At 70.6% G+C, this 19,994-nt stretch carries 19 protein-coding genes, 1 tRNA gene and 1 pseudogene; 13 read left to right on the top strand and 8 right to left on the bottom strand.

Features of this window, described 5'->3' with window-relative positions; all coding sequences use genetic code 11:
- Window positions 1–6: 6 nt before the first annotated feature.
- The 6 genes from AB0411_RS08030 to AB0411_RS08005 all read right to left on the bottom strand — a co-directional run bounded on the left by AB0411_RS08030 (window position 7) and on the right by AB0411_RS08005 (window position 3,152).
- The gene (locus AB0411_RS08030; protein ID WP_366416419.1) at window positions 7–732 is read right to left on the bottom strand and encodes a hypothetical protein; all 726 of its coding nucleotides are present in this window, start codon (window positions 730–732) and stop codon (window positions 7–9) included.
- A gap of 31 nt (window positions 733–763) precedes the next feature.
- Window positions 764–1,078, bottom strand: a complete 315-nt coding sequence (locus tag AB0411_RS08025; protein ID WP_366416418.1) for a hypothetical protein — start codon at window positions 1,076–1,078, stop codon at window positions 764–766.
- A 75-nt stretch (window positions 1,079–1,153) separates the two neighbouring features.
- On the bottom strand, window positions 1,154–1,453 hold the full coding sequence (locus AB0411_RS08020; RefSeq protein ID WP_366416417.1) for a WXG100 family type VII secretion target: 300 nt from the start codon (window positions 1,451–1,453) through the stop codon (window positions 1,154–1,156).
- A gap of 610 nt (window positions 1,454–2,063) precedes the next feature.
- Entirely contained in the window at window positions 2,064–2,471 is a 408-nt protein-coding gene (locus tag AB0411_RS08015) for a hypothetical protein (RefSeq protein ID WP_366416416.1), read from the bottom strand.
- 4 nt (window positions 2,472–2,475) lie between these two features.
- Window positions 2,476–2,808, bottom strand: coding sequence for a hypothetical protein (locus AB0411_RS08010; protein WP_366416414.1), 333 nt, complete (start codon window positions 2,806–2,808; stop codon window positions 2,476–2,478).
- Window positions 2,805–3,152, bottom strand: a complete 348-nt coding sequence (locus AB0411_RS08005; RefSeq protein ID WP_366416412.1) for a PadR family transcriptional regulator — start codon at window positions 3,150–3,152, stop codon at window positions 2,805–2,807. Before AB0411_RS08005 ends, AB0411_RS08010 begins: the two co-directional genes overlap by 4 nt.
- A gap of 279 nt (window positions 3,153–3,431) precedes the next feature.
- Here AB0411_RS08005 and AB0411_RS08000 point away from each other — a divergent pair, with 279 nt between their 5' ends.
- From AB0411_RS08000 to AB0411_RS07960, 9 genes are all read left to right on the top strand, one after another.
- Window positions 3,432–5,129, top strand: coding sequence for a sensor histidine kinase (locus AB0411_RS08000; RefSeq protein WP_366416411.1), 1,698 nt, complete (start codon window positions 3,432–3,434; stop codon window positions 5,127–5,129).
- Complete coding sequence (locus AB0411_RS07995) at window positions 5,122–5,820, top strand: response regulator transcription factor (protein ID WP_366416410.1); 699 nt, start codon at window positions 5,122–5,124, stop codon at window positions 5,818–5,820. The genes AB0411_RS08000 and AB0411_RS07995 overlap by 8 nt, the downstream gene beginning before the upstream one ends.
- 209 nt (window positions 5,821–6,029) lie before the next feature.
- Window positions 6,030–6,812 (top strand): ABC transporter ATP-binding protein, encoded by a 783-nt coding sequence (locus tag AB0411_RS07990; protein ID WP_366416409.1) that lies wholly within the window; start codon window positions 6,030–6,032, stop codon window positions 6,810–6,812.
- Window positions 6,813–6,888: 76 nt separating this feature from the next.
- Window positions 6,889–9,465, top strand: a complete 2,577-nt coding sequence (locus AB0411_RS07985; RefSeq protein ID WP_366416407.1) for an ABC transporter permease — start codon at window positions 6,889–6,891, stop codon at window positions 9,463–9,465.
- A gap of 420 nt (window positions 9,466–9,885) precedes the next feature.
- Entirely contained in the window at window positions 9,886–11,394 is a 1,509-nt protein-coding gene (locus AB0411_RS07980) for a serine/threonine-protein kinase (RefSeq protein WP_403145533.1), read from the top strand.
- 461 nt (window positions 11,395–11,855) lie between these two features.
- Window positions 11,856–12,185, top strand: a complete 330-nt coding sequence (locus tag AB0411_RS07975) for a hypothetical protein (protein ID WP_366416405.1) — start codon at window positions 11,856–11,858, stop codon at window positions 12,183–12,185.
- Window positions 12,186–13,136: 951 nt separating this feature from the next.
- Window positions 13,137–13,340, top strand: a complete 204-nt coding sequence (locus tag AB0411_RS07970) for a cold-shock protein (protein WP_006604711.1) — start codon at window positions 13,137–13,139, stop codon at window positions 13,338–13,340.
- A 345-nt stretch (window positions 13,341–13,685) separates the two neighbouring features.
- The gene (locus AB0411_RS07965) at window positions 13,686–15,191 is read left to right on the top strand and encodes a DEAD/DEAH box helicase (protein WP_366416404.1); all 1,506 of its coding nucleotides are present in this window, start codon (window positions 13,686–13,688) and stop codon (window positions 15,189–15,191) included.
- A gap of 249 nt (window positions 15,192–15,440) precedes the next feature.
- A complete protein-coding gene (locus AB0411_RS07960) occupies window positions 15,441–15,749 on the top strand; it encodes an SCO5918 family protein (protein ID WP_366416403.1) in 309 nt (102 codons plus the stop codon).
- Window positions 15,750–15,965: 216 nt separating this feature from the next.
- Here AB0411_RS07960 and AB0411_RS07955 read toward each other — a convergent pair whose 3' ends face one another.
- Window positions 15,966–16,304, bottom strand: coding sequence for a MerR family transcriptional regulator (locus AB0411_RS07955; RefSeq protein ID WP_366416402.1), 339 nt, complete (start codon window positions 16,302–16,304; stop codon window positions 15,966–15,968).
- Between the two features lie 741 nt (window positions 16,305–17,045).
- Between AB0411_RS07955 and AB0411_RS07950 the strand changes: the two are divergent.
- Window positions 17,046–17,713, top strand: a pseudogene (locus AB0411_RS07950) (response regulator).
- A 248-nt stretch (window positions 17,714–17,961) separates the two neighbouring features.
- On the opposite strand, the gene AB0411_RS07945 reads toward AB0411_RS07950, so the two are convergent.
- Window positions 17,962–18,035, bottom strand: a tRNA-Gly gene (locus AB0411_RS07945).
- A gap of 316 nt (window positions 18,036–18,351) precedes the next feature.
- On the opposite strand from AB0411_RS07945, the gene AB0411_RS07940 reads away from it, so the two are divergent.
- The 3 genes from AB0411_RS07940 (at window position 18,352) to AB0411_RS07930 (ending at window position 19,817) form a co-directional block, all read left to right on the top strand.
- A complete protein-coding gene (locus tag AB0411_RS07940; RefSeq protein ID WP_267908576.1) occupies window positions 18,352–18,474 on the top strand; it encodes a hypothetical protein in 123 nt (40 codons plus the stop codon).
- A gap of 185 nt (window positions 18,475–18,659) precedes the next feature.
- Window positions 18,660–19,235, top strand: a complete 576-nt coding sequence (dcd, locus tag AB0411_RS07935) for a dCTP deaminase (protein WP_086719340.1) — start codon at window positions 18,660–18,662, stop codon at window positions 19,233–19,235.
- A gap of 84 nt (window positions 19,236–19,319) precedes the next feature.
- A complete protein-coding gene (locus tag AB0411_RS07930) occupies window positions 19,320–19,817 on the top strand; it encodes a phosphoribosyltransferase (RefSeq protein ID WP_086719339.1) in 498 nt (165 codons plus the stop codon).
- Window positions 19,818–19,994 lie beyond the last annotated feature (177 nt).

Below are 19,994 nucleotides of genomic sequence, written 5' to 3'. Positions count from 1 at the left end.
GCTACCTCACTTTCCCTTGTCTGCTTCGCCCATGGGGCCTGCGCCGGCCGCTTCTGCCGCCGGATCCGCTGCGCCGGACGTGCCGGCCGGGTCCTCGAAGCGGAACGACTCCGCGACCGCGTCGAAGACGTCGTAGAACTGGTCGGCCAGATCCACGTTGGGGGTGGAACTGGCGAGCACCAGGTAGTCCCGGCTGTTCGGCACCGGGATCAGGGTGTGCCGCACCGCGGTGGGCACCGGCGTCCCCCGGTGGTCCACCTCCTCGATCCTGCTGATCCGCCCGACCGCCCCGACGTGCGGCAGGTCCACCAACTCCACCTCGCCGGGCGGCAGTCCGGTGCCCTCCGCCGCGGTGCCCAGCTGCATCCCGGCCGCCATGACGAGGTCCGCCAGGTCCTCGGACTGGTCCTCGGGAACGGAGATGCGCAGCACCACCGTCGTGGCGCTGAGCACCAGGGGGCCGCTGCCCGCGCGGAGGATCCTGACCATCCCCGCCGCCCGCAGCGCGCCCTGCGCGTGCGCCTCGCGGGCGGCGTGCCGGGTACTGCGGATCAGCGCGTCCACCCGCTCGCGGGAGAGCTGCGGGGCCTTCTCCACCTCGGACTCGATACGGCGGCGGATCGACGCGTCCCGGGTGCTCGGGTCGAGGTCGAGATGCCACCAGGAGTCGGGGAACCTCAGTGTGTAGCCCGTGGGCGCGCCCGCGGGCTGCTCCGTGACCGGCTGCGTCATGACGCCTTTCCCTTCCGCACGACGTCTCCTGTCACGCGTCCTTCTTCGATTTCTCCAGCGAGTCGGCGCTGTCCTCGTCCGTCTTCGTGAAGTTCTCGGCGATCTTGTCCGTGTTCTCGGAGAACGTCTTCACGTTGTCGTGGACCCGCTCGTGACCCGCCACCCATGCCTTGTCGAACCCGTCGAGGGCCTCGGCGAGGCGGGAGTCACCGGCGGCGCTCTTGAACGAGCCGGACTCACCCGTGGCGTGGTAGAGCGTCGCGGAATCGCCGATCAGATCCCCGATGTTCTGGAGTTCCCTGGCCGTGTCCTTCAGGTCCTGCACGGGCACGCTGATGCGCCCCATCGGTGTCTCCTCTCCTGCTCCGGCCGTCCGGCCCCGCCCTCACCGGGAGGACGGGGCCGGACGAGGCGGGGCACGTCAGCCGATGGAGCCGGACGTCTGGTCGTCGGTGTCGACGAACGCGTCGGCGACCTGCTTGATGAACTCGCTGACACCCTGGAGGCCTTCGATCGCCTTCTCGGTGCCGTTCTTGTACTCCTCCCAGTACGGGCGGAACTTGGTCTCCGAACCGGGGGTGGCGTAGGCCGCCTCGACCATCTCGTCCATCTTGGTGTTGGCCTCGTGCAGGCTCTGCTGCATCAGTTCCTTCTGGTTCTGCAGCCAGGTCGACGCCTCCCGCATCTCGTCCGGGCTGATCTGGATGTTGCCGCCGGCCATGCCGATTCCTTCCCTCGCTGCGTATCGCCGCGGCCAACTGGGCCGCACACACGGGGCTGTACGGGCCACCCGCCAACCCGGTTCACGCCTGTTGCGGAACGGTGACGAAATCGCGGGCGACGCCGCTGACCAGCAGGGCAGCCTTCATGAACGATCCGTACCGGGCGCCGCCGCCCGCCGTCCTTCGCCACCCGGAAGCCGTGGCCCCGCGGGCCCCGGAGCGGCGGCACGACCAGAAGTCTTCAGCCGCGGATCCGGCGCGAAGGTGGTGCGGGACGGCTGCACCTGTCCGGTCCGGCCCGGACGACAACAAGGCCCAGGTCACTGACCTGGGCCTCAACTGCGGTACGGAGGACGGGAATCAGACCCGTGCTCTGAGCTGGGGAAGCAACGGGGTGTGCAGGGATCGTCGCGCGCCTGGCCTGCGCAGAGGTGGGCGGCGAGGCAGGCGGAGAAGTGCAGTGGGGCCCGCGTCGGCCGTGCGGTACCGCCCGTGGGGGTACGCGGAGGGCACGGGCCCCGGCGGACGGCTGGTGATGGAGCGCTCTTTGCCGGGGTGCCGGGCTCTGCCGGCCGGGCGCCGGCACCCTTCGACGGCGGGGAGCCGCGGCTAGAGGCCCGGCGTCCGGTACTTCAGCCGGGACACGTTCAGGGGCGGGCAGGTGCGGTCCCGGACCCAGGCGGTGCCGGCCGCGACGACGCCGACCATGGCGAACGGCCCGACCAGGACGTTGACGATGCCCTGGAAGTACTCGAACGCGTAAGCACCCATGAAGTTGAGCCCGGTGGCTGCCAGGGCCGCTGCCAGGAGAAGGAGAGGAAGGGCCTTGGTCACGGCCCGCAGGGTCTCTTCGTGTGCGGGGTCGTGCTGGGCCCGGAGCTTCGTGGCCACGGTGCGCCGGATGAGGAAGAAGGCGCCGACCAGGCACACGGCCCAGCCCACCCACATCAAGGGGACGCCGGGATTGGGGTAGTGGTGGACCTCCACCAGCGGCGGTCCGTCCGGCTGCGTGAGCATGAGTTCACTGTTGCGGTCGAGGAGGCCGCCGGGTGTGCCCGCCAGCCAGAGGACGACGGCGGCCACGGCGGGTAGGGCCGCGCCCTTGGCCGCCGCGAGGGCGGTCTCCTTGAGGTACGGGCGGGGTGGGCAGCAGACCGCGTTCGATCGCCCAGGAGGTGGCCAGCGCGTCGATGTCGCCGCCGATGTAGTCGGTGACCGACCGGCCGTCGAAGGCGGCGGCGGTCAGGTCGGCTGCCAGCTCTTCGGCCATCTCGTCGGTCGTGTCCGGTTCCAGTCCGAGGCGGCGCCATGTCTCCATGGCCTCGTGTATCGCGTCCTCGACCGTCAGCGTCATGATTCCTCCCGCGTGATCTGGCTGGTGATGGAGCCGATGCTCGTGGCGAAGGCGTTCCAGTCGCGGCTCCACGACCGGAGCATCCGCATGCCCGCTTCGCTGGGCTTGTAGTAGGTGCGGGTGGGTCCCCCGTCCCCGCTGCGGCGTTCGATCTCGACCAACTCGCGTTTGCGCAGCCGCGCCAGCGCCGGGTAGATCGAGCCGTCCGCGACGTCGAGCCCGGCCTCTGCGAGCCGGACGGTCATCTCGTACCCGTAGACCGGTCCTTCCGCCATCAGGGCCAGCAGGCACATGTCCAGCACCCCCCGTAGCCACTGGGCGCGTGGGGTGGATCTTTCCTCCATGGCCAGTACCGTACACAGCATGAGTCATGCACTGCAAGCTAGTGCGGTGCAAGCTAGTGCACTGCAAGCCAGTGCGGTGCAAGCCAGTGCGGTGCCCGAGGGTGCCGCCGCCCGGTCGCCGGGCACCGGATCGTCTTCGCCGGTGCCGGCAGCCACGTGCGCCTCCTCGTCCCGCGGGTATCCGTGCGCTTCGCCTCGGCCGTCTCTGTCTTCGGGCAGAGGCGGGGTCCCCCTCAAGGACCAGGGAGTTCCTGTGACGGGACGGCGATAATCGGCGTCATGCCGTCCAGCGCACCGCCCGCCATCGAGAACCGGCCGGCCCGAAGCCCCTTCGCGGGTCCCGGGGAGTGCGGGTGGCGGGTACGGAGGGCGGTGGGCGAGGCGGTCCTGGCCGGGATGCTGGTGCTGCTCGTCCCCCAGGGCGTGTCGCAGCTCGGCCTGGAAGGCGGCCCGCAGGCCATCGGTATCGCGGTGGTACTGGTGCGGCGCCGGTTTCCGGCGGCCTGTGCGGTTGCGCTCGCCGCGCTGACGGGGCTGCAGCCCGCAGTGGCGCTGCTGACCGCGGTGGCCGGCTACACGGCGGTCCGGCAGGCGGAGACGGTGCGGCGGTGGGCCGGGCTGCTGCTGGTGGCGGCTGCTGCGGCGATGGTGACGAGCACGGCCTTCGGGGCCCTGTCGGGGGTGAGCAGCGGCACGTTCGGGCTCGCGCTCGGTGCGGTGCTGGCTCTCACCGCGGTCATTGTGCCCGGGCTGGCGGGCGTGGCCCGGGGGCAGCAGGACCGGTTGGTGCGCGCGTGGCGGGAGCGGGCGGCCGCCGCCGAGAAGGCGCGGCGGCTGGCGGACAGCGAGTCGCGGATGCGTGAGCGGTCGCGCATCGCGGCGGAGATGCATGATCTGGTGGGGCACCGGCTGAGCCTGGTCTCGCTGCATGCGGGCGGGCTGGAGATGGCGCTGGACAAGGCGGCGCCCGAACTGCGGGACGAGGCCGCTCTGGTGCGCAGTGCCACCCGTGACGCGATGCAGGAGCTGCGGGAGGCGCTGGGGGTCCTCGGCCCGTTGGGCAGGGACACCGGTGCGGAGGCGCTGACCGACGCGACGGGTACCCGCGCGGACGTCGAGGCGCTGGTCGAGGAGTCGCGCAGCGGCGGCATTCCCGTCGAGCTGTGCTGGGCGGGGGCGGATCTCGACGCTCGGCCGGCCCGGGTGCGGCGGGCGGTGCACCGCGTGGTGCGCGAGTCGCTCACCAACGTCCACCGGTACGCGGCCGGGGCACAGGTGACCGTCGACGTCCGCCACACCGGCGAGCGGGTGACGGTCCGGGTGCGCAACGGCGTTCCGCCCGCCCCGCCCGCCGCCTCGACGGGGCTCGGCTCCGGCCAAGGGCTGACCGGGCTGCGGGAGCGGGTGGCGCTGCTCGGCGGAGCCCTGGAAGCGCACCGGGAGCCCGGTGGCGGCTTCGCCGTGGTGGCCGACATCCCCGCCGAGCCCGGCCCCGCAGCGGAGGCCACGGACGCGGCACCGGACGGGCAGGAGGGGGCGGCCCTCGAAGAGCCCGGTGGCGGCCTGTCGGTGATGCCGCGACGGCTGGCCGGAGCCGTCACCGGACTACTGGGACTGTTGGGAGTAGGGGTGGTGATGGGATTCGGGATTGTGCTGGTGGCATCCGCCCTGCCCGATGCGACCCACCGGGACGTGGAAGAGCCCCGACTCGGGATGACGAGGGAGCGGGTGGAGGACATCGTGGCAGCGGACAGCGACGAGGTGCGCGCGGCCGCCGCCGGACGCGAGCCGCCGCGGCCGGGTTCCGCCACGGACTGCCTGTATCCGCGCCCGGATGAGGAGCCCCGGGGCAGGCGGCTGGAGATGGTCCGTTACTGCTTCCGGTCCGGCACGTTGATCGCGATCGACCGTTTCACGGTCCCTTTGGTGACAGAGAAAACGACCGAACCGCCCCGGAGGAACACGACACATGACTGACCAGGCCAACTCCGTGCGCCCCTGGGCAAATTCCGTGGTCCGGGTGCTGCTCGCCGACGACGAGCAGATGATCCGGCACGGCGTCCGGGTGATCCTCCAGCACGCCGACGGCATCGAGGTGGTGGGCGAGGCGGCCAACGGTGCCGAGGCCGTCCGGCTCGCCGCCGAGCACCGGCCCGACGTGGTGCTCCTCGACGTCCGTATGCCGGTACACGACGGGCTCGCGGCCGTCGGACCGCTGGTCGCCCTGGCTCCCGCGCCGAAGGTGGTCATGCTCACCACCTTCGGCGACGACGAGAACGTCACCCGCGCCCTGCGGGCGGGTGCCACGGGCTTCCTGCTCAAGGACGAGGGGCCGCAGGAGCTGATCCGCGCGGTACGGGCCGCGGCCGCGGGGGACGCGGTGCTCTCCCCGGGCGTCACCGGGGCCGTGATCCGCCGGATGCTGAGCGGCGGCCCGGCCGGTGCCGCGGCCGCCGCCCCGGACAGCAGGGTGGCGGGGCTGACGGACCGGGAGCGGGAGGTGCTGGTCATGCTGGGCGAGGGGCTGTCGAACCTGGAGGTCGGCGCGCGGCTCGGTATCGGTGTGGGGACGGTCAAGACCCACGTCGGGTCGATCCTGGGGAAGACGCAGTGCGAAAGCCGGGTGCAGGCGGCGCTGCTGGCGCACCAGGCCGGGCTCATGCGCTAGCTCCGGACGGGGAGCCGTCGGGTCTGCCTTCGGGCCGAGGACCCTGGGACCTCTGCCTTTGGTCAGAGGACCCGTGGGCCGTGCGGATGACCCGGCCGCGGCGGCTCTGACCTGCGGAAGAGGGGGGATCCCCGCCCTGGGGGCGACGCCCACGGGGGTGCGCCGCGGCCACGATGGTCGGGAGTCCCGCACCCCTTCCAGGAGCAACCATGTCGCAGTCCGCCACCCCGACCCTCGGCCTGAGGGCACCCTCCGGCGCCGCCGCCCGCGCCACGGCACTGACCAAGATCTATGGCGAGGGCGACACCCGCGTCGTGGCCCTCGACGACGTCTCCGTGGAGTTCGGGCGCGGGCGCTTCACCGCGATCATGGGCCCGTCCGGCTCCGGCAAGTCGACGCTGATGCACTGCATCGCGGGGCTCGACTCCTTCTCCGGGGGCTATGCCTACGTCGGTGACACCGAGCTGTCCGGCCTGGACGACCAGCAGCTCACCAAGCTCCGCCGGGAGAAGGTCGGCTTCGTTTTCCAGTCGTTCAACCTGCTGCCCACGCTGAACGCCATCGAGAACATCACGCTGCCGATGGACATCGCCGGCCGCAAGCCCGACCAGGCGTGGCTGGACCTGATCGTGGCGACCATCGGCCTCTCCGGGCGGCTGGCGCACCGCCCCTCGCAGCTCTCCGGCGGCCAGCAGCAGCGCGTCGCCGTGGCCCGCGCGCTGGCCGGCCGGCCCGAGATCATCTTCGCGGACGAGCCGACCGGCAACCTCGACTCCCGTTCCGGCGCCGAGGTCCTGAACTTCCTGCGGGATTCGGTCCGCGAGCTGGGACAGACGGTGGTGATGGTCACTCACGACCCGGTGGCCGCCTCCTACGCGGACCGGGTGGTCTTCCTCACCGACGGGCGGCTCACGGACGATCTCGCCGCCCCCACCCCCGAGACCGTGCTCGACCGCATGCGGCACTTCGACGCCGCGGACCGGACGAGCTGACCCGCTCCTCCCGCACGGCATCCCTCCCTCATCGCCTCTCCCCCCTCCCGGCATCTCTCCAGGACTGGTTCCGACCATGCTGCGTACCGCTCTGCGCAACGTCTTTGCGCACAAAGCCCGATTGATCATGACCGCGCTCGCGGTCATGCTGGGTGTCGCCTTCGTCTCCGGCACCCTCGTCTTCGGTGACACCACCGTGAACGCCTTCCGCAAGGCCTCCGGCGAAAGCCTCAAGGGGGTGGCCGTCGCCGTACGGTCCGCGCCGCCGTCCAGCGGTGCCGGGACGGCGGACGGCCCGGACGGCAAGCCGGCCAGCGCCCTCGACACCGCGCTGGCGGACAAGATCCGCGCGCTGCCCGGCGTCGCCGCGGTGCACCCCACCGTCGACGGCGACGCCACCGTGGCCGGCAAGGACGGCCTGCCGGTCAACACCGACAAGGCCCGGCGGAACCTGGCCACCAACTACCTGCCCGGCAAGGAGAGCCGCCTCGCGCTGACGGCAGGCCGCGGACCCGCCGCCGAGGGCGAACTGGCGCTGGACGCCGAGACCGCCGAGAAGGCCGGCTACCGGATCGGCGACACCGTCCGCTTCGCCGTCGACGGTCCCGCCCTGACCAAGAAGCTGGTCGGCACCGTCTCCACCGACGATCCGCGGGTCGTCGCCGGGAGCACGCTCACGCTCTTCGACACCAGGACCGCACAGAAGCTCCTCCTCCACCCCGGCCAGTTCCACGAGATCGCGGTCGTGGCCGAGGACGGTGTCGACGCCGGCGAACTGACCGACCGGGTGCGGGCACTGCTCCCCGAGAAGGGTGCCAAGGCCACCAGCGGCCCGGCCCTGGCCGCGGAGGAGGCCAAAACGGCCACCGAGCAGACCACGTCCCTCACCAAGGCGCTGCTCGGCTTCGCCGGCATCGCGCTGTTCATCGGCGCCTTCATCATCGCCAACACCTTCACCATGCTCATCGCTCAGCGCAGCCGGGAAATCGCGCTGATGCGGGCCGTGGGCGCCTCGCGCCGCCAGGTCGTGCGCTCCGTCCTCGTCGAGGCCGCCCTGGTCGGGCTCGGCGCCTCCGCCGCCGGCTTCGCCGTCGGTCTCGGCCTCGCCACCGTCATGCGCCCGCTCGTCAACCTCAGCGGCGCCGGACTGCCCGACGGGCCGCTGGTCGTCTTGCCCGCGACGTGTGTCTGGTCGCTCGTGGTCGGCGTCCTCTTCACGGTGCTCGCCGCCTGGCTGCCCTCCCGCAAGGCCGCGAAGGTCGCCCCCGTGACGGCGCTCAGCAGCATCGACCAGGCACCGCCCGTCCGCGCCCTGGTGGTCCGCAACGTGCTCGGCGCCCTGTTCACCGGAGCCGGGGTGCTGGTGATGCTGAACGTCGCCAGCTTCCGATCCAGCGACCCGCGCAACCTGATGACGGCGATGTTCGGCGCCGCGTTGCTGCTCGTCGGCCTGATCGTGATGGCACCGCTGCTTTCCCGGCCGCTGATCGCCCTGGCCGGCAAGGTCACCACCCGGCTCTTCGGCGTCACCGGCAAGCTGGCCAAGGAGAACTCGCTGCGCAACCCCCGCCGCACCGCCGCCACCGCCTCGGCCCTGATGATCGGGCTCGCCCTGGTCACCGGTCTGACCGTGGTGGGGCACTCCGCCCAGAGCGCTCTGGTCGCGGAGGCGAACAAGGGCATGACCGCCGACTACAACGTCTCCAACAGCGACTCCGCCGGGCTCGACACGGGCGCGGCCGCCAAGATCGCGCGAGTGCCCGGGGTCGCCGTGGCGGTCCCCACCGCCGTGGGGTTCTTCGACCACGCGGGCAAGCCCATCTCGATCACCGGCACGGACCCCACGACGTACGGCGGGACCGCGAAGCTCGGCTTCCGCGCCGGCTCGCTGCGTGACGTCGGCCCCGGGAAGATCGCGGTCTCCGACGAGTTCGCCGCCGAGGCCGAGCTCGACGTCGGCAGCACTCTCGACGCGCGCCCCGTCGCCGACGGCGCCGCGAACCAGCGGAAGAAGAAACTGACGGTCGTCGGCGTCTACGCCAAGACCCTCACCACGAACGACGCACTGGGCACGCTCACCGACGTTCTCCCGTACACCGAGAACAACAAGCTCGACAACGTGCTGGTCGAGGCCGAGCCCGGCCAGACCGCGAGCCTGGAGAAGAAGATCCGTGCCGCGCTCGGCGACAGCCCGCTGATGGAGGTCGAAAGCCACGAGCAGGTCATCAACGGCGGCGGCGGGGCCATCAACTTCGTCCTCAAGATGATGTACGGGCTGCTCGGCATAGCCGTCCTCATCTCGGTGCTCGGCGTCGTCAACACCCTGGCCATGGCGGTCTTCGAGCGCACCCGCGAGATCGGGATGCTGCGGGCCATCGGCCTCGACCGCACCGGAATCAAGCAGATGGTCCGGCTGGAGTCGGTGGTGATCTCGCTGTTCGGCGCGGTGCTCGGCATCGGCGCCGGCATCTTCCTGGCCTGGGCCGGAAGCGGTATGGCGAGTTCGTCGATGAGCGCGTACGAGACGGTCCTGCCGTGGCGGGACCTGGGGATCCTCCTGGCGCTGGCGCTGCTGATCGGCGTCCTGGCCGCGATCTGGCCGGCCCGCCGGGCGGCCCGCCTGAACATGCTCGGCTCGATCCAGTCGAGTTGAGCCCGGGCGGCCTCGGCCGCCGCGAGCAACTCCTGGCGCGCGTCCGCACGCAACCGGACCGGGCAGGGACGTTCGGTGACGGCACCGCCGGACGTCCGGGCGTCGCCGGAAAGACGGGACGACCCACCAGGCCCAGGTCCGAGACCTGGGCCTGGCCCGTTGGAGCGGGTGACGGGGACCGAACGCGCCCTCTGAGCTGGGGAATCGGAGGGCCCCGGGCGGCCGGATGGCGTCTGACGCGGGCAGACGCTGCTCCCTTGAGGGTCCGGAGGCCTTCGTGACCGCGGGACGGACGTCTTCGTGATCACGGGATGAGCGGGCCGCTCCACGGCGGACGCCACCCCCTTCACCTCGCTGAAGGTCATTTACGGACAGCCCCTAGGGTGAGACCACGGAAGTGTGGGGAGCGCGATGGAGCCGTTGGCAGCTGGAGACCCGCGGGCCGCCGGACCCTACCGGCTGCTGGGCCGACTGGGCTCGGGCGGGATGGGCCGGGTGTTCCTGGGCGAGTCCGGGACGGGGCGGCGGGTCGCCGTGAAACTCGTACGGGAGGACCTGGCGGCCACGCCCGGCTTCCGCGACAGGTTCCGGCGCGAGGCCAAGCTCGCGATGCGGGCGGGCGGTTTCTGGACCGCGCCGGTCGTCGACGCCGACCCGGACGCCGGCATGCCATGGATCGCGAGCCAGTACGTCGACGGCCCCTCGCTCGACACCCGCGTCATTCAGCAGGGCCCGTTGGACGAGGGAGAGGTGCGCGGGCTCGGCTCAGGACTGGCCGAAGCGCTCGCCTCGTTCCACAGAAGCGGCCTGGTGCACCGCGACCTCAAGCCCTCCAACGTGCTGCTCGTCGACGACGGGCCGCGGGTCATCGACTTCGGCATCTCCAAGGCCCTGGAGACCACCGCCGGCACCGATCTGACCAAAGCCGGGACCGTCATGGGGACACCTGGCTTCATGTCGCCGGAGCAGGCACTGGGACAGCCGGTCGGCCCGCCCTCGGATGTCTTCTCCCTCGGCTCACTGCTCGTCTACGCCGCCACCGGCGCCGGAGCCTTCGGCGACGGAACCTCCCACGCGCTGCTGTTCCGGGTGGTGTACGAGGCGCCCGATCTCAGCGCGGTGCCGGACGGTCTGCGGGGCCTGGTGCAGGACTGCCTGCACAAAGCTCCGCAGGGCCGCCCCACCGCCGATGAACTCCTCGCACGCCTCGCGGACGCACCGCGGGCGACGCTCCCCGATCCGCGCATCGCTCCCGACACCGTGCGGCAGAGCGTTTCCGCCGCGGATGTCCCGGCGGCCACCGGGCCCCGGCTGGGGAGCGGCCCCACGCCCGCGGCCGAGCCGCCCGTCTCGCCACCGCGTCGGCACCGGCCAGTCGATGAACCGCCGGCCCTCTCCCCCTTCACGGTGGACACCTGGGGCCTTGCGGAGTTCCGGCGCCGCCTGCGACGGCCGGCCGTGTCGGCGTTGACGATCGCCGGCATCTTCTGCTGCTTCGGGCTGGTCGTCGGCGAGACCCGGGCCGCGCTGGTACCCGCATTCCTCTCGACGCTGCTGCATGTGCTCTACGGGCTGAAGGTCTCGTTGCCGGTCAGGGCCAGGGCGCTGCGGGTCGGCGCGGACGGGCTCTCCGTGCACCACGGCCCGCACACGCTCTCGGTCCCCTGGCGGGACGTCGCCTCCGTCACCCTCACCGGAAAGCGGAACAGGCGCAGCATCGCCCTGACAGCGGCCCTGCAGGAAGGAACGGACGCCCGTATCCCCTCCCCGCTCCGCGCCGGTACGGGGGTGCTGAAGTGCACGGTCGTTTCCCCCGCGAAGGACGAGACGAGCACCCGCCTGGACGGCCTCGATACCGCCCTGCGTCATTTCGCGGGCAGCCGCTACACACCTCCCGCCGCTTCCGGCAAGGCCCGAAAACCACTGTGAGCAGCACAGCGCTCCGCGGCCCCGAGAGCTGAGGCCCGCCGGCGGCCGCTGATCCACCTGCATGCCGGGAAGCAGTGACGCGCCGCCGCTGTGCTCCGTGGTCACGCCATCGATCAATGCTCCGGCCTGCGATGGACCGGCCATCGGTGGTCAGCGCTGGTCGCCCCTGCGTGCCCCTGCGTGCCCTTTCGCGGCCCGCACACGGCCCGAGGGGAAGCCGTTGCCCCCCTCGGTGCGACCCATTGGACGCGACGGTCGCTGAGCTTTGGTCAACAGACCGCGTGCGTCGGCCAGTTGGCGGCCGGCCCCCCGGACAGCGCCACCACGATCAGTAATCGATGCTGGACATTCCGTCACTCCGATGGGGTGCATCGGATGGCGGTTCCGACCGCCCCCTTCCTAGCCTGGGCGGGTGCGCTCGATTCGCAGAGAACGCACGAACCACTCAGAGAGGTCACAGCATGTCCCGCACCAAGCTCCTCGCCCTGGCCGCTGCACCCGCGTTGGCCGTCACCCTGGCGTCCCCCGCACTGGCCGATGACGAAACCCCCCACCCCCGCGTCGTCACCGCAGAGAGCCCGGTCCGGTCCATCGGGGCCAACCAGACCGAGACCGTCACGGTCACCTGCCCCAGGGGCACCTTTGCCGTCAGCGGCGGCTGGCTCGTGTCCTCCGCCAGCATCGACGTGACGGGCAACCGCGCGGTGAGCGACAGACGGTGGACGATTCGATTCGAAAACGAGGCGAACCAATCCGGCCGGGTGCAGGCCTTCGCCCGTTGCGCGACCTGACGGCGAGCACTCGCCAGGCCGGGCGGGAACACCGAGCAGCGTGACCGCCTGAACGCCGCGACCGCCCTCCCTCCCGTCGCATGAGGGGAAAGCGGTGCGGACCCGGTGCGCGACGCCCGGCCCGGCCCAGACAACGAACAAGGCCCAGGTCGCCGACCTGGGCCTCAACTATGGCGCGGGTGACGGGAATCGAACCCGCGCTCTGGGCTTGGGAGTCAACGGGGCGCGTACGCGCCATCGTGGATCTGACCTGTGCACACGCGTGCCGTGGGCGGAGGGAAGAGGGTCGGTGGGGACCCGTACTGACCGTGATGCACGGCTCGTTGGGGCATGCGGAGGGCACGGGCCTCTTCGGGAGGCGACTGCTCGCCGTCAAGATTCCCTTGCACGCAGGTGGAAGAGAGGGGTACGTGGGAACCCGCGGCGGGATTGCCGGTGCACGTGTGCAGGGCCGGCGTGCTCGCCACCCGGCTTGTAAAGGTTCGTCGGGGTTGCCTCAGGCAGGGCCGGACGGATCCCCCAACGTGAGGGCCACATCGCGGCGCGCACGAACTGCACCCGGTGCGGTGCGGTGCGGTCAGGCACAGATGGTGCCGGCCCGTGCCTGCGGCGCCTGGGCGGTGGCCGAGGAGGGCGGCGCATTTCCGGTCGAATAGAGGCGAGCGCCGGTGCTGAATATCTCATGCCGCAACTGCAGAAATGGCCACGGGGGCGGTAGTTGTTTTTTACCCTCTCGAAAGCGTCGGGATCATGTGCCGCGCACGGCCGCCAGTACCGTGCTACCGTCGATCTCAGTTGCAGTTGTGGTTCCCAAGACTTCAAGCGTGCTCGCTGTCGTACATGGCGGAGCGCTTTCGTATTTCCGGTGTGTGTTTCCGGACGGGTAATCAACGCAGCGATACGGAGCCCGCACGGTGTGGGCTCCGGGCACTGCCCCGAAGGAGATATGACATGGCTACTGGCACCGTGAAGTGGTTCAACGCGGAAAAGGGTTTCGGCTTCATCGAGCAGGAGGGTGGCGGCGCCGACGTCTTCGCCCACTACTCGAACATCGCCGCCCAGGGCTTCCGCGAGCTGCAGGAGGGCCAGAAGGTGAACTTCGACGTCACGCAGGGCCAGAAGGGCCCGCAGGCCGAGAACATCGTTCCCGCCTGACGCTGACGCGTACACCGTAGCTGGGGCCCGCACCTTGGGTGCGGGCCCCAGCTCGTTGCTTTTCGTGTTTCCCGTGTGCCCCACCACGGCCGCACACGCGGCGTGCGGGCAGCCGGTTCGACGTCCCGACCGCTATGACGCGGCGGGCAATCCGCCCGGATTCATGCTCCGGCAACTGTTTCGCTCTTCTTTGCGGCGTTGCCGTCCCGCTTTGGCGGTGCAGGGTCGACTTATTTCCGCCCCGCTTCGTTTCATCTCAATTCATCGGTTCGTTCTTGCGGTTCTCTGTGTGCGGCTCATTGTCGCCGAGAATTCCTCGACGTACCGCATCGAGGAAGGTTCTCCTTGAACCGCACAGCTCGCACGAATGACCGCTACTCCCGCTCGTCCGGCTCAGGCCGCGGCGGCTACCGCTCCGGCGGGCCGAACCGCTCGGGCACGGGCCGTTCCGGGGGCCCCGGACGGCGTCCCGCGACACTGCAGGGAGAGTTCGCCCTGCCCGTCACCCACACTCCCGCCCTGCCCCCGGCCGAGACCTTCACCGAGCTGGACATGCCGTCGGCGCTGCGGGCGGCCCTGAGCGCGGAAGGCATGTCCGCCCCGTTCCCCATCCAGGCCGCCACGCTGCCGAACTCGCTGGCTGGACGCGATGTTCTCGGCCGCGGACGCACCGGATCGGGCAAGACTCTGGCCTTCGGTCTGGCTCTGCTGGCCCGCACCGCCGGACAGCGCGCCGAGCCCCGCCAGCCGCTGGCCCTGGTCCTGGTCCCCACCCGGGAGCTGGCCCAGCAGGTCACCGACGCACTCACCCCCTACGCCCGGCCGCTGAAGCTGCGGACGGCCACTGTCGTCGGCGGTATGTCGATCGGCCGCCAGTCCAGCGCACTGCGCGGCGGCGTCGAAGTGGTCGTCGCCACGCCGGGACGGCTCAAGGACCTCATCGAGCGCGGCGACTGCCGCCTCGACCAGGTCGCCATCACCGTGCTGGACGAGGCCGACCAGATGGCCGACATGGGCTTCATGCCCCAGGTCACCGCCCTCCTCGACCAGGTCCGGCCCGAGGGGCAGCGCATGCTCTTCTCGGCCACCCTGGACCGCAACGTCGACCTCCTGGTCCGCCGCTACCTCACCGACCCGGTGGTCCACTCCGTCGATCCCTCGGCGGGCGCCGTGACCACGATGGAGCACCACGTGCTGCACGTCCACGGTGCCGACAAGCACGCCACCACCACCGAGATCGCGGCCCGCGAAGGCCGGTCGATCATGTTCCTGGACACCAAGCACGCGGTCGACAACCTCACCCAACACCTGCTGAACAGCGGCGTGCGCGCCGCGGCCCTGCACGGCGGCAAGTCCCAGCCCCAACGCACGCGCACCCTGGCCCAGTTCAAGACCGGCAAGGTCACCGTCCTGGTGGCCACCAACGTCGCCGCCCGCGGCATCCACGTCGACAACCTCGACCTCGTCGTCAACGTCGACCCGCCGAGCGATCACAAGGACTACCTGCACCGCGGGGGACGCACCGCCCGCGCCGGCGAGTCCGGCAGCGTCGTCACTCTCGTCCTGCCCAACCAGCGCCGCACCATGAATCGCCTGATGGCGGACGCGGGCATCACCCCGCAGTCCACCCAGGTCCGCTCCGGCGAGGCCGAACTGAGCCGCATCACCGGCGCCCAGGCACCCTCCGGCATCCCGGTCACCATTGCCGCACCGGTCGTCGAACGCGCCAAGCGCAGTGGCTCCTCCACGCGCGGCCGCCGCAGCCGCCCCGCCCAGGCCCGCCGTGCCGCCGGATCAGCCCGAACCGCGACACCGACTGCGCGGCAGACCTCCTCGGCCCCGGCCACCTAGGCCGGTCCACGGACAATCAGGCTCAGCTCGTCGGATCACCCTCGTCACGGAGGCTTTCGTCGATGCTTCAGCGCCGCCCCCAGGCGGACCGTTCCGGCAAGACAGCCGGCGACGGAACGCGCGCTGCGGGTCTCACCTGTGAGGGGTGAGGACGGGCACGCCCTGGGCGTCGTCGTCCTCACCCGTTGATACCGCTCCCGCCCGGTCCGGCGATCCGTTTCCGGCTTCTCTTCGACCTTGTGAGGCACTATGCGCGTCGTCATCGCCCGCTTCCCCTTCGACCTGCTCAAGACCGAGGTGCAGGATGCGATGAAGGGCATCAAACCCGAACCCGTTACGGGTGAGTCCGTGCTCATCGGTCGCCGCCATTACCCCGTCAAGCAGGTCGGGGAGGTCATCACCCGGCAGGACCGCCGGGACTTCTCCGCCGGTGAAGTGACCCGAGCTCTGAGCCGCCTCGGCTTCGTGTGCCGCCCGTCTGCCGCGCTCGTGCCGCCGACCGGTCTCACACCACTGGAGACGGCGTCGGCCTTGCTGGGGCACCCGGCCCGGGACTGACCGGACGGCGCGGAGCCTCGGACTGCCGCCGGATCAGGGGACATCTCGACCGCGGTGCTCAGCCCGGTTGGCGTCAGGATGACGGCGAAGAGCTCCGGCGACGATATCGACGGAGCTCGTCTGCGTGGCTGCTGCGGGTCAGCTGTGACGCCGGCCTGTCCGACGCCGACTGAACGTCCCCGGCGCGGCCGCCGTGCGCGGGCGCGGAAACGGACTTCAGCCGTCGGTCTCGAGGCGGGGCCCGGAGGGCGAAGTGCGCAGTTCTTCGTTGATGCGCTGAGCTTCGTCGAGCTGGTCTTCGAGGATGATGATGCGGCAGGCGGCGTCGACGGGGGTTCCCTGGTCGACGAGTTCGCGGGCGCGTGCGGCGATACGCAACTGGTAGCGGGAGTAGCGGCGGTGGCCGCCCTCGGAACGCAACGGCGTGATCAGCTTGGCCTCACCGAGGGCCCGCAGGAAGGCGGGGGTGGTGTCGAGCATTTCGGCGGCTCGACCCATGGTGTAGGCGGGATAGTCCTCGTCGTTGAGACGGTCGTGAGAGATTTCTGCGGTCATTTGCACCTCTGATGGGGGAATGCGTCGTGGGGCCCTGGTGCCGAACACGCACCAGGGCCCCGAGGGATTGAACACCATCTGCCGGCTTACTGCGGTGCCGGCTTTCTGTTTCCGCATCGTCGCCCGGGAGAGGGCGGGGAGTGCGGGGATCGCGGATGCGTGACCGGGGACCACCTTCCAATCCGGGGCCTGCGGTACCCGAGCGGACTCACTTCCTCGCCCGGGCGATCCTGATGGCGTCTGCCTCCTTCTCGTCCTTCTGCCGGCCTGCTTGCTACTCGGGATCCTGAGATCCCGCTCGCGGCCCCAGGGGCCGCCCGGCCCGGCAGCCAGTCGCGGGGCCCACCTGCATACCTTTCGGCCCCGCTACTCCACTGCCGTGCCTCTTCTGACACTGCACGCACGGCAGTTCGACCCCTGCCGTGCCTTTCGATCTCTTGGCTACGAGCAAAAGCCTAACCCTCGGGGGGTGGCATGTCTACCACCGCCGTGACAGGTTTTCTCTGAAGGCGATGACCGAGCTTCTGTCGTCCAGATCCGAGGGAAGCTGCACCAGGAAGTGGCAGCGGCCGGTACACCCGCCACCTCTCTGCCGGCCCGGACACGCGGGTCGGGGCCGCATCGGTGCCGGACCCGCCGGGCAGGGCTGGACCGTGGAGAGGGAGATCCGGCGTGAGCGATTCTCTGGCACCTGTCAGGGTGCTGGTCGTCGATGACCAGCGGGTGGCCCGCGAGGGCCTGATGTTGCTGGTCGGCCTGAATGCGGGCATGGAGGTCGTGGGGGTGCGGCCGAGGGCGCCGAGGCGGTGGCGATGGCCCACGAACACCGTCCCGATGTCGTGCTGATGGACCTGGCGATGCCCGGCACCGACGGCCTCGCCGCAACCCGGACGCTGCGCCAGGAAGCCCCGCGGATCGCTGTGCTGGTGCTGACGACCTATGCGGACGACAGGTCGGTCTTTCCCGCACTGCGAGCGGGTGCGAAGGGATATCTCACCAAGGACGCGGGTGCGGACGAGTTCGAACGGGCGATCCGCGCCGTGCACCAGGGCCTGACGTGGATGGATCCGGTAGTGCAGGAACGTCTGGTCGCGACCGTCACATCGGGCCTGCTGCCACAGTCCGCGTCAGTTCCGGACCGCGAGGCGTCGGCCTTTCCGACCGCAACTCCCGAACGGGCTCAGCCGATGCGGGACGTCCCCGCCCCACTGCCGGAGCCGTTGACCGCCCGTGAGACAGAGGTCCTGGCACTGATCGCGCAGGGGCCGTCCAACGCAGAGATCGGTGAACGCCTCTACCTCAGCCGCGCCACGGTCAAGACGCACATCAACCGCATCTTCGCGAAGGCCGGCGTATGCGATCGCGCACAAGCCGTCCGCTACGCCTACCGCGCCGGACTGGTCTACTGAGCACCGCACTTGGCCCACCCGTTGCCGGGCCCACCACCTCTGACACCGACCGGTCCGACGCGGCCGTGTGGACGGGCCGCGGCTTCATGGCATCCGGTCGGTCGAGGGGCGTCAGCCCAGTGCTTCCCGATCGGCCGCTACGACGCGCGCGACGGTCGCGATGGTGAGCGGTGCGAAAGTGGTGCGCGGGCCTGTAAGCGGGTTGGACAACGAACAAGGCCCAGGTCACTGACCTGGGCCTTCATCTATGGAGCGGGTGACGGGAATCGAACCCGCGCTCTGAGCTTGGGAAGCTCATGTTCTACCATTAAACTACACCCGCGTGACTCCGCCTCGGATCGAGGGCGGAACATCGTCGCACACTCTACCCCATCGCCGCGTCGCGGTGCATTTGGCATGCCCGGGTGGGGTGTCCGGGGGGTCCGGCGGGGGTGTCGGGGGGTGTTCCGGGGCGTGTGGTGCGGGGGTGCGCGGGGCCGGGATGCGGGTGCGGGGTGCGGGAGTTGAGGCGTACCGTGGGGCGTCGGAGTGCCGCGTGCAGAGGCGCCCAGTTCATCCCCTAATGTGGCTTTTGTTGTCCACGCAGTTGGGAGAGGGACTTGATGGAGCGCACCGTCGTACGTTGTGCCGAGGGCCACGTGTTCAGCACCGCTTCGTTCCCGATGCAGACCACCGACCGGCTCGGTCCCGGACGGCTGTTGCGCTGCCCGCGCTGTGCTCGGCTGCGGCACTCGGTGCCCGTCGAGCACGCCAAGCGGTAGCGGTCCACGGCGCAGCGGTACGTCGCGACAGACGCAGCCGTACGCCGGCAGAGACGCAGCGGTACGTCGTAGGAGACGCGGCGGCAGGCAGCAGAAGCGAGGAGTGATCAGGGCCCGGCTCCCCCGGTGGGGGCCGGGCCCCTCGTCGTGTGGAGGGGGTGGTGCGGGCGCGTATCCTCATCTGCGTGCTTCTCTCAGACAAGGACATCCGGGCCGAGATCGATGCTGGTCGGGTGCGCATCGACCCCTACGACGAGTCGATGGTGCAGCCGTCCAGCATCGACGTGCGGCTCGACCGCTATTTCCGGGTGTTCGAGAACCACCGGTACCCGCACATCGACCCCGCCACCGAGCAGACCGACCTGACCCGTGAGGTCGTGCCCGAGGGCGACGAGGCGTTCATCCTGCACCCGGGCGAGTTCGTGCTGGCCTCGACGTACGAGGTCATCACGCTGCCCGACGATCTTGCGTCCCGGCTCGAGGGGAAGAGCTCGCTGGGACGGCTGGGGCTGCTGACGCACTCGACCGCCGGGTTCATCGACCCGGGGTTCAGCGGGCACGTGACGCTGGAGCTGAGCAATGTCGCCACGCTGCCGATCAAGCTGTGGCCGGGCATGAAGATCGGGCAGCTGTGCATGTTCCGGCTGACCTCGCCGGCCGAGCACCCGTACGGGAGCGAGAAGTACGGCTCCCGCTACCAGGGGCAGCGCGGTCCGACGCCGTCCCGGTCGTTCAGGAACTTTCACCGGACGCAGGTATGACACAGCCGCTCCGGTGCGGGGGGCGCGTTCGACAGGGCGGGCGCGTGGCAGGGCGCAGGGACACAGAAGGTCTGAGAGAGATACGTGAGTGACGTGCGGGAGAACCTGACGTACGAGCGGTTCGGCGGGGCGATCCGTGAGCTGGCGCAGACGATCGCCGATGACGGGTACGAGCCCGATGTCGTGCTGTCCATCGCCCGGGGCGGCGTCTTCGTCGCGGGCGGCCTGGCGTACGCGCTGGACTGCAAGAACATCCACCTGGTGAACGTGGAGTTCTACACCGGGGTGGGCACCACCCTGGAGATGCCGGTCATGCTGGCGCCGGTGCCGAACGCGATCGACTTCTCGGAGAAGAAGGTGCTGATCGCCGACGACGTCGCGGACACCGGCAAGACGCTGAAGCTGGTGCACGACTTCTGCCAGGGGACCGTGGCGGAGGTCCGCAGCGCGGTGATCTATGAGAAGCCGCACTCGCTGGTGAAGTGCGAGTACGTGTGGAAGCGCACGGACGAGTGGATCAACTTCCCGTGGAGCGTCGAGCCGCCGGTGGTGCGGCGCGAGGGGCAGGTTCTCGACGCCTGAGGGCCCCGCGGGCCCCGAAACCGTTTCACCGACCGCCGCTCCTGGTACGGGAGTTGGCGGTCGGTGCGTTGTGCCGTGCTGGTTCCGGCCAATTCCGTTCCGGGTGTTCCGCTGTGGGCTACCTGCGAGTACAACCCGCGGTAACAGCAGACCGGAGGGGAGGCCTCATGGTGCGTG

This window comes from Streptomyces angustmyceticus (genome assembly GCF_040701845.1).
GTDB classification, from domain to species: Bacteria; Actinomycetota; Actinomycetes; order Streptomycetales; family Streptomycetaceae; genus Streptomyces; species Streptomyces angustmyceticus_A.
This window is presented reverse-complemented; position numbering and strand designations above follow the sequence as displayed.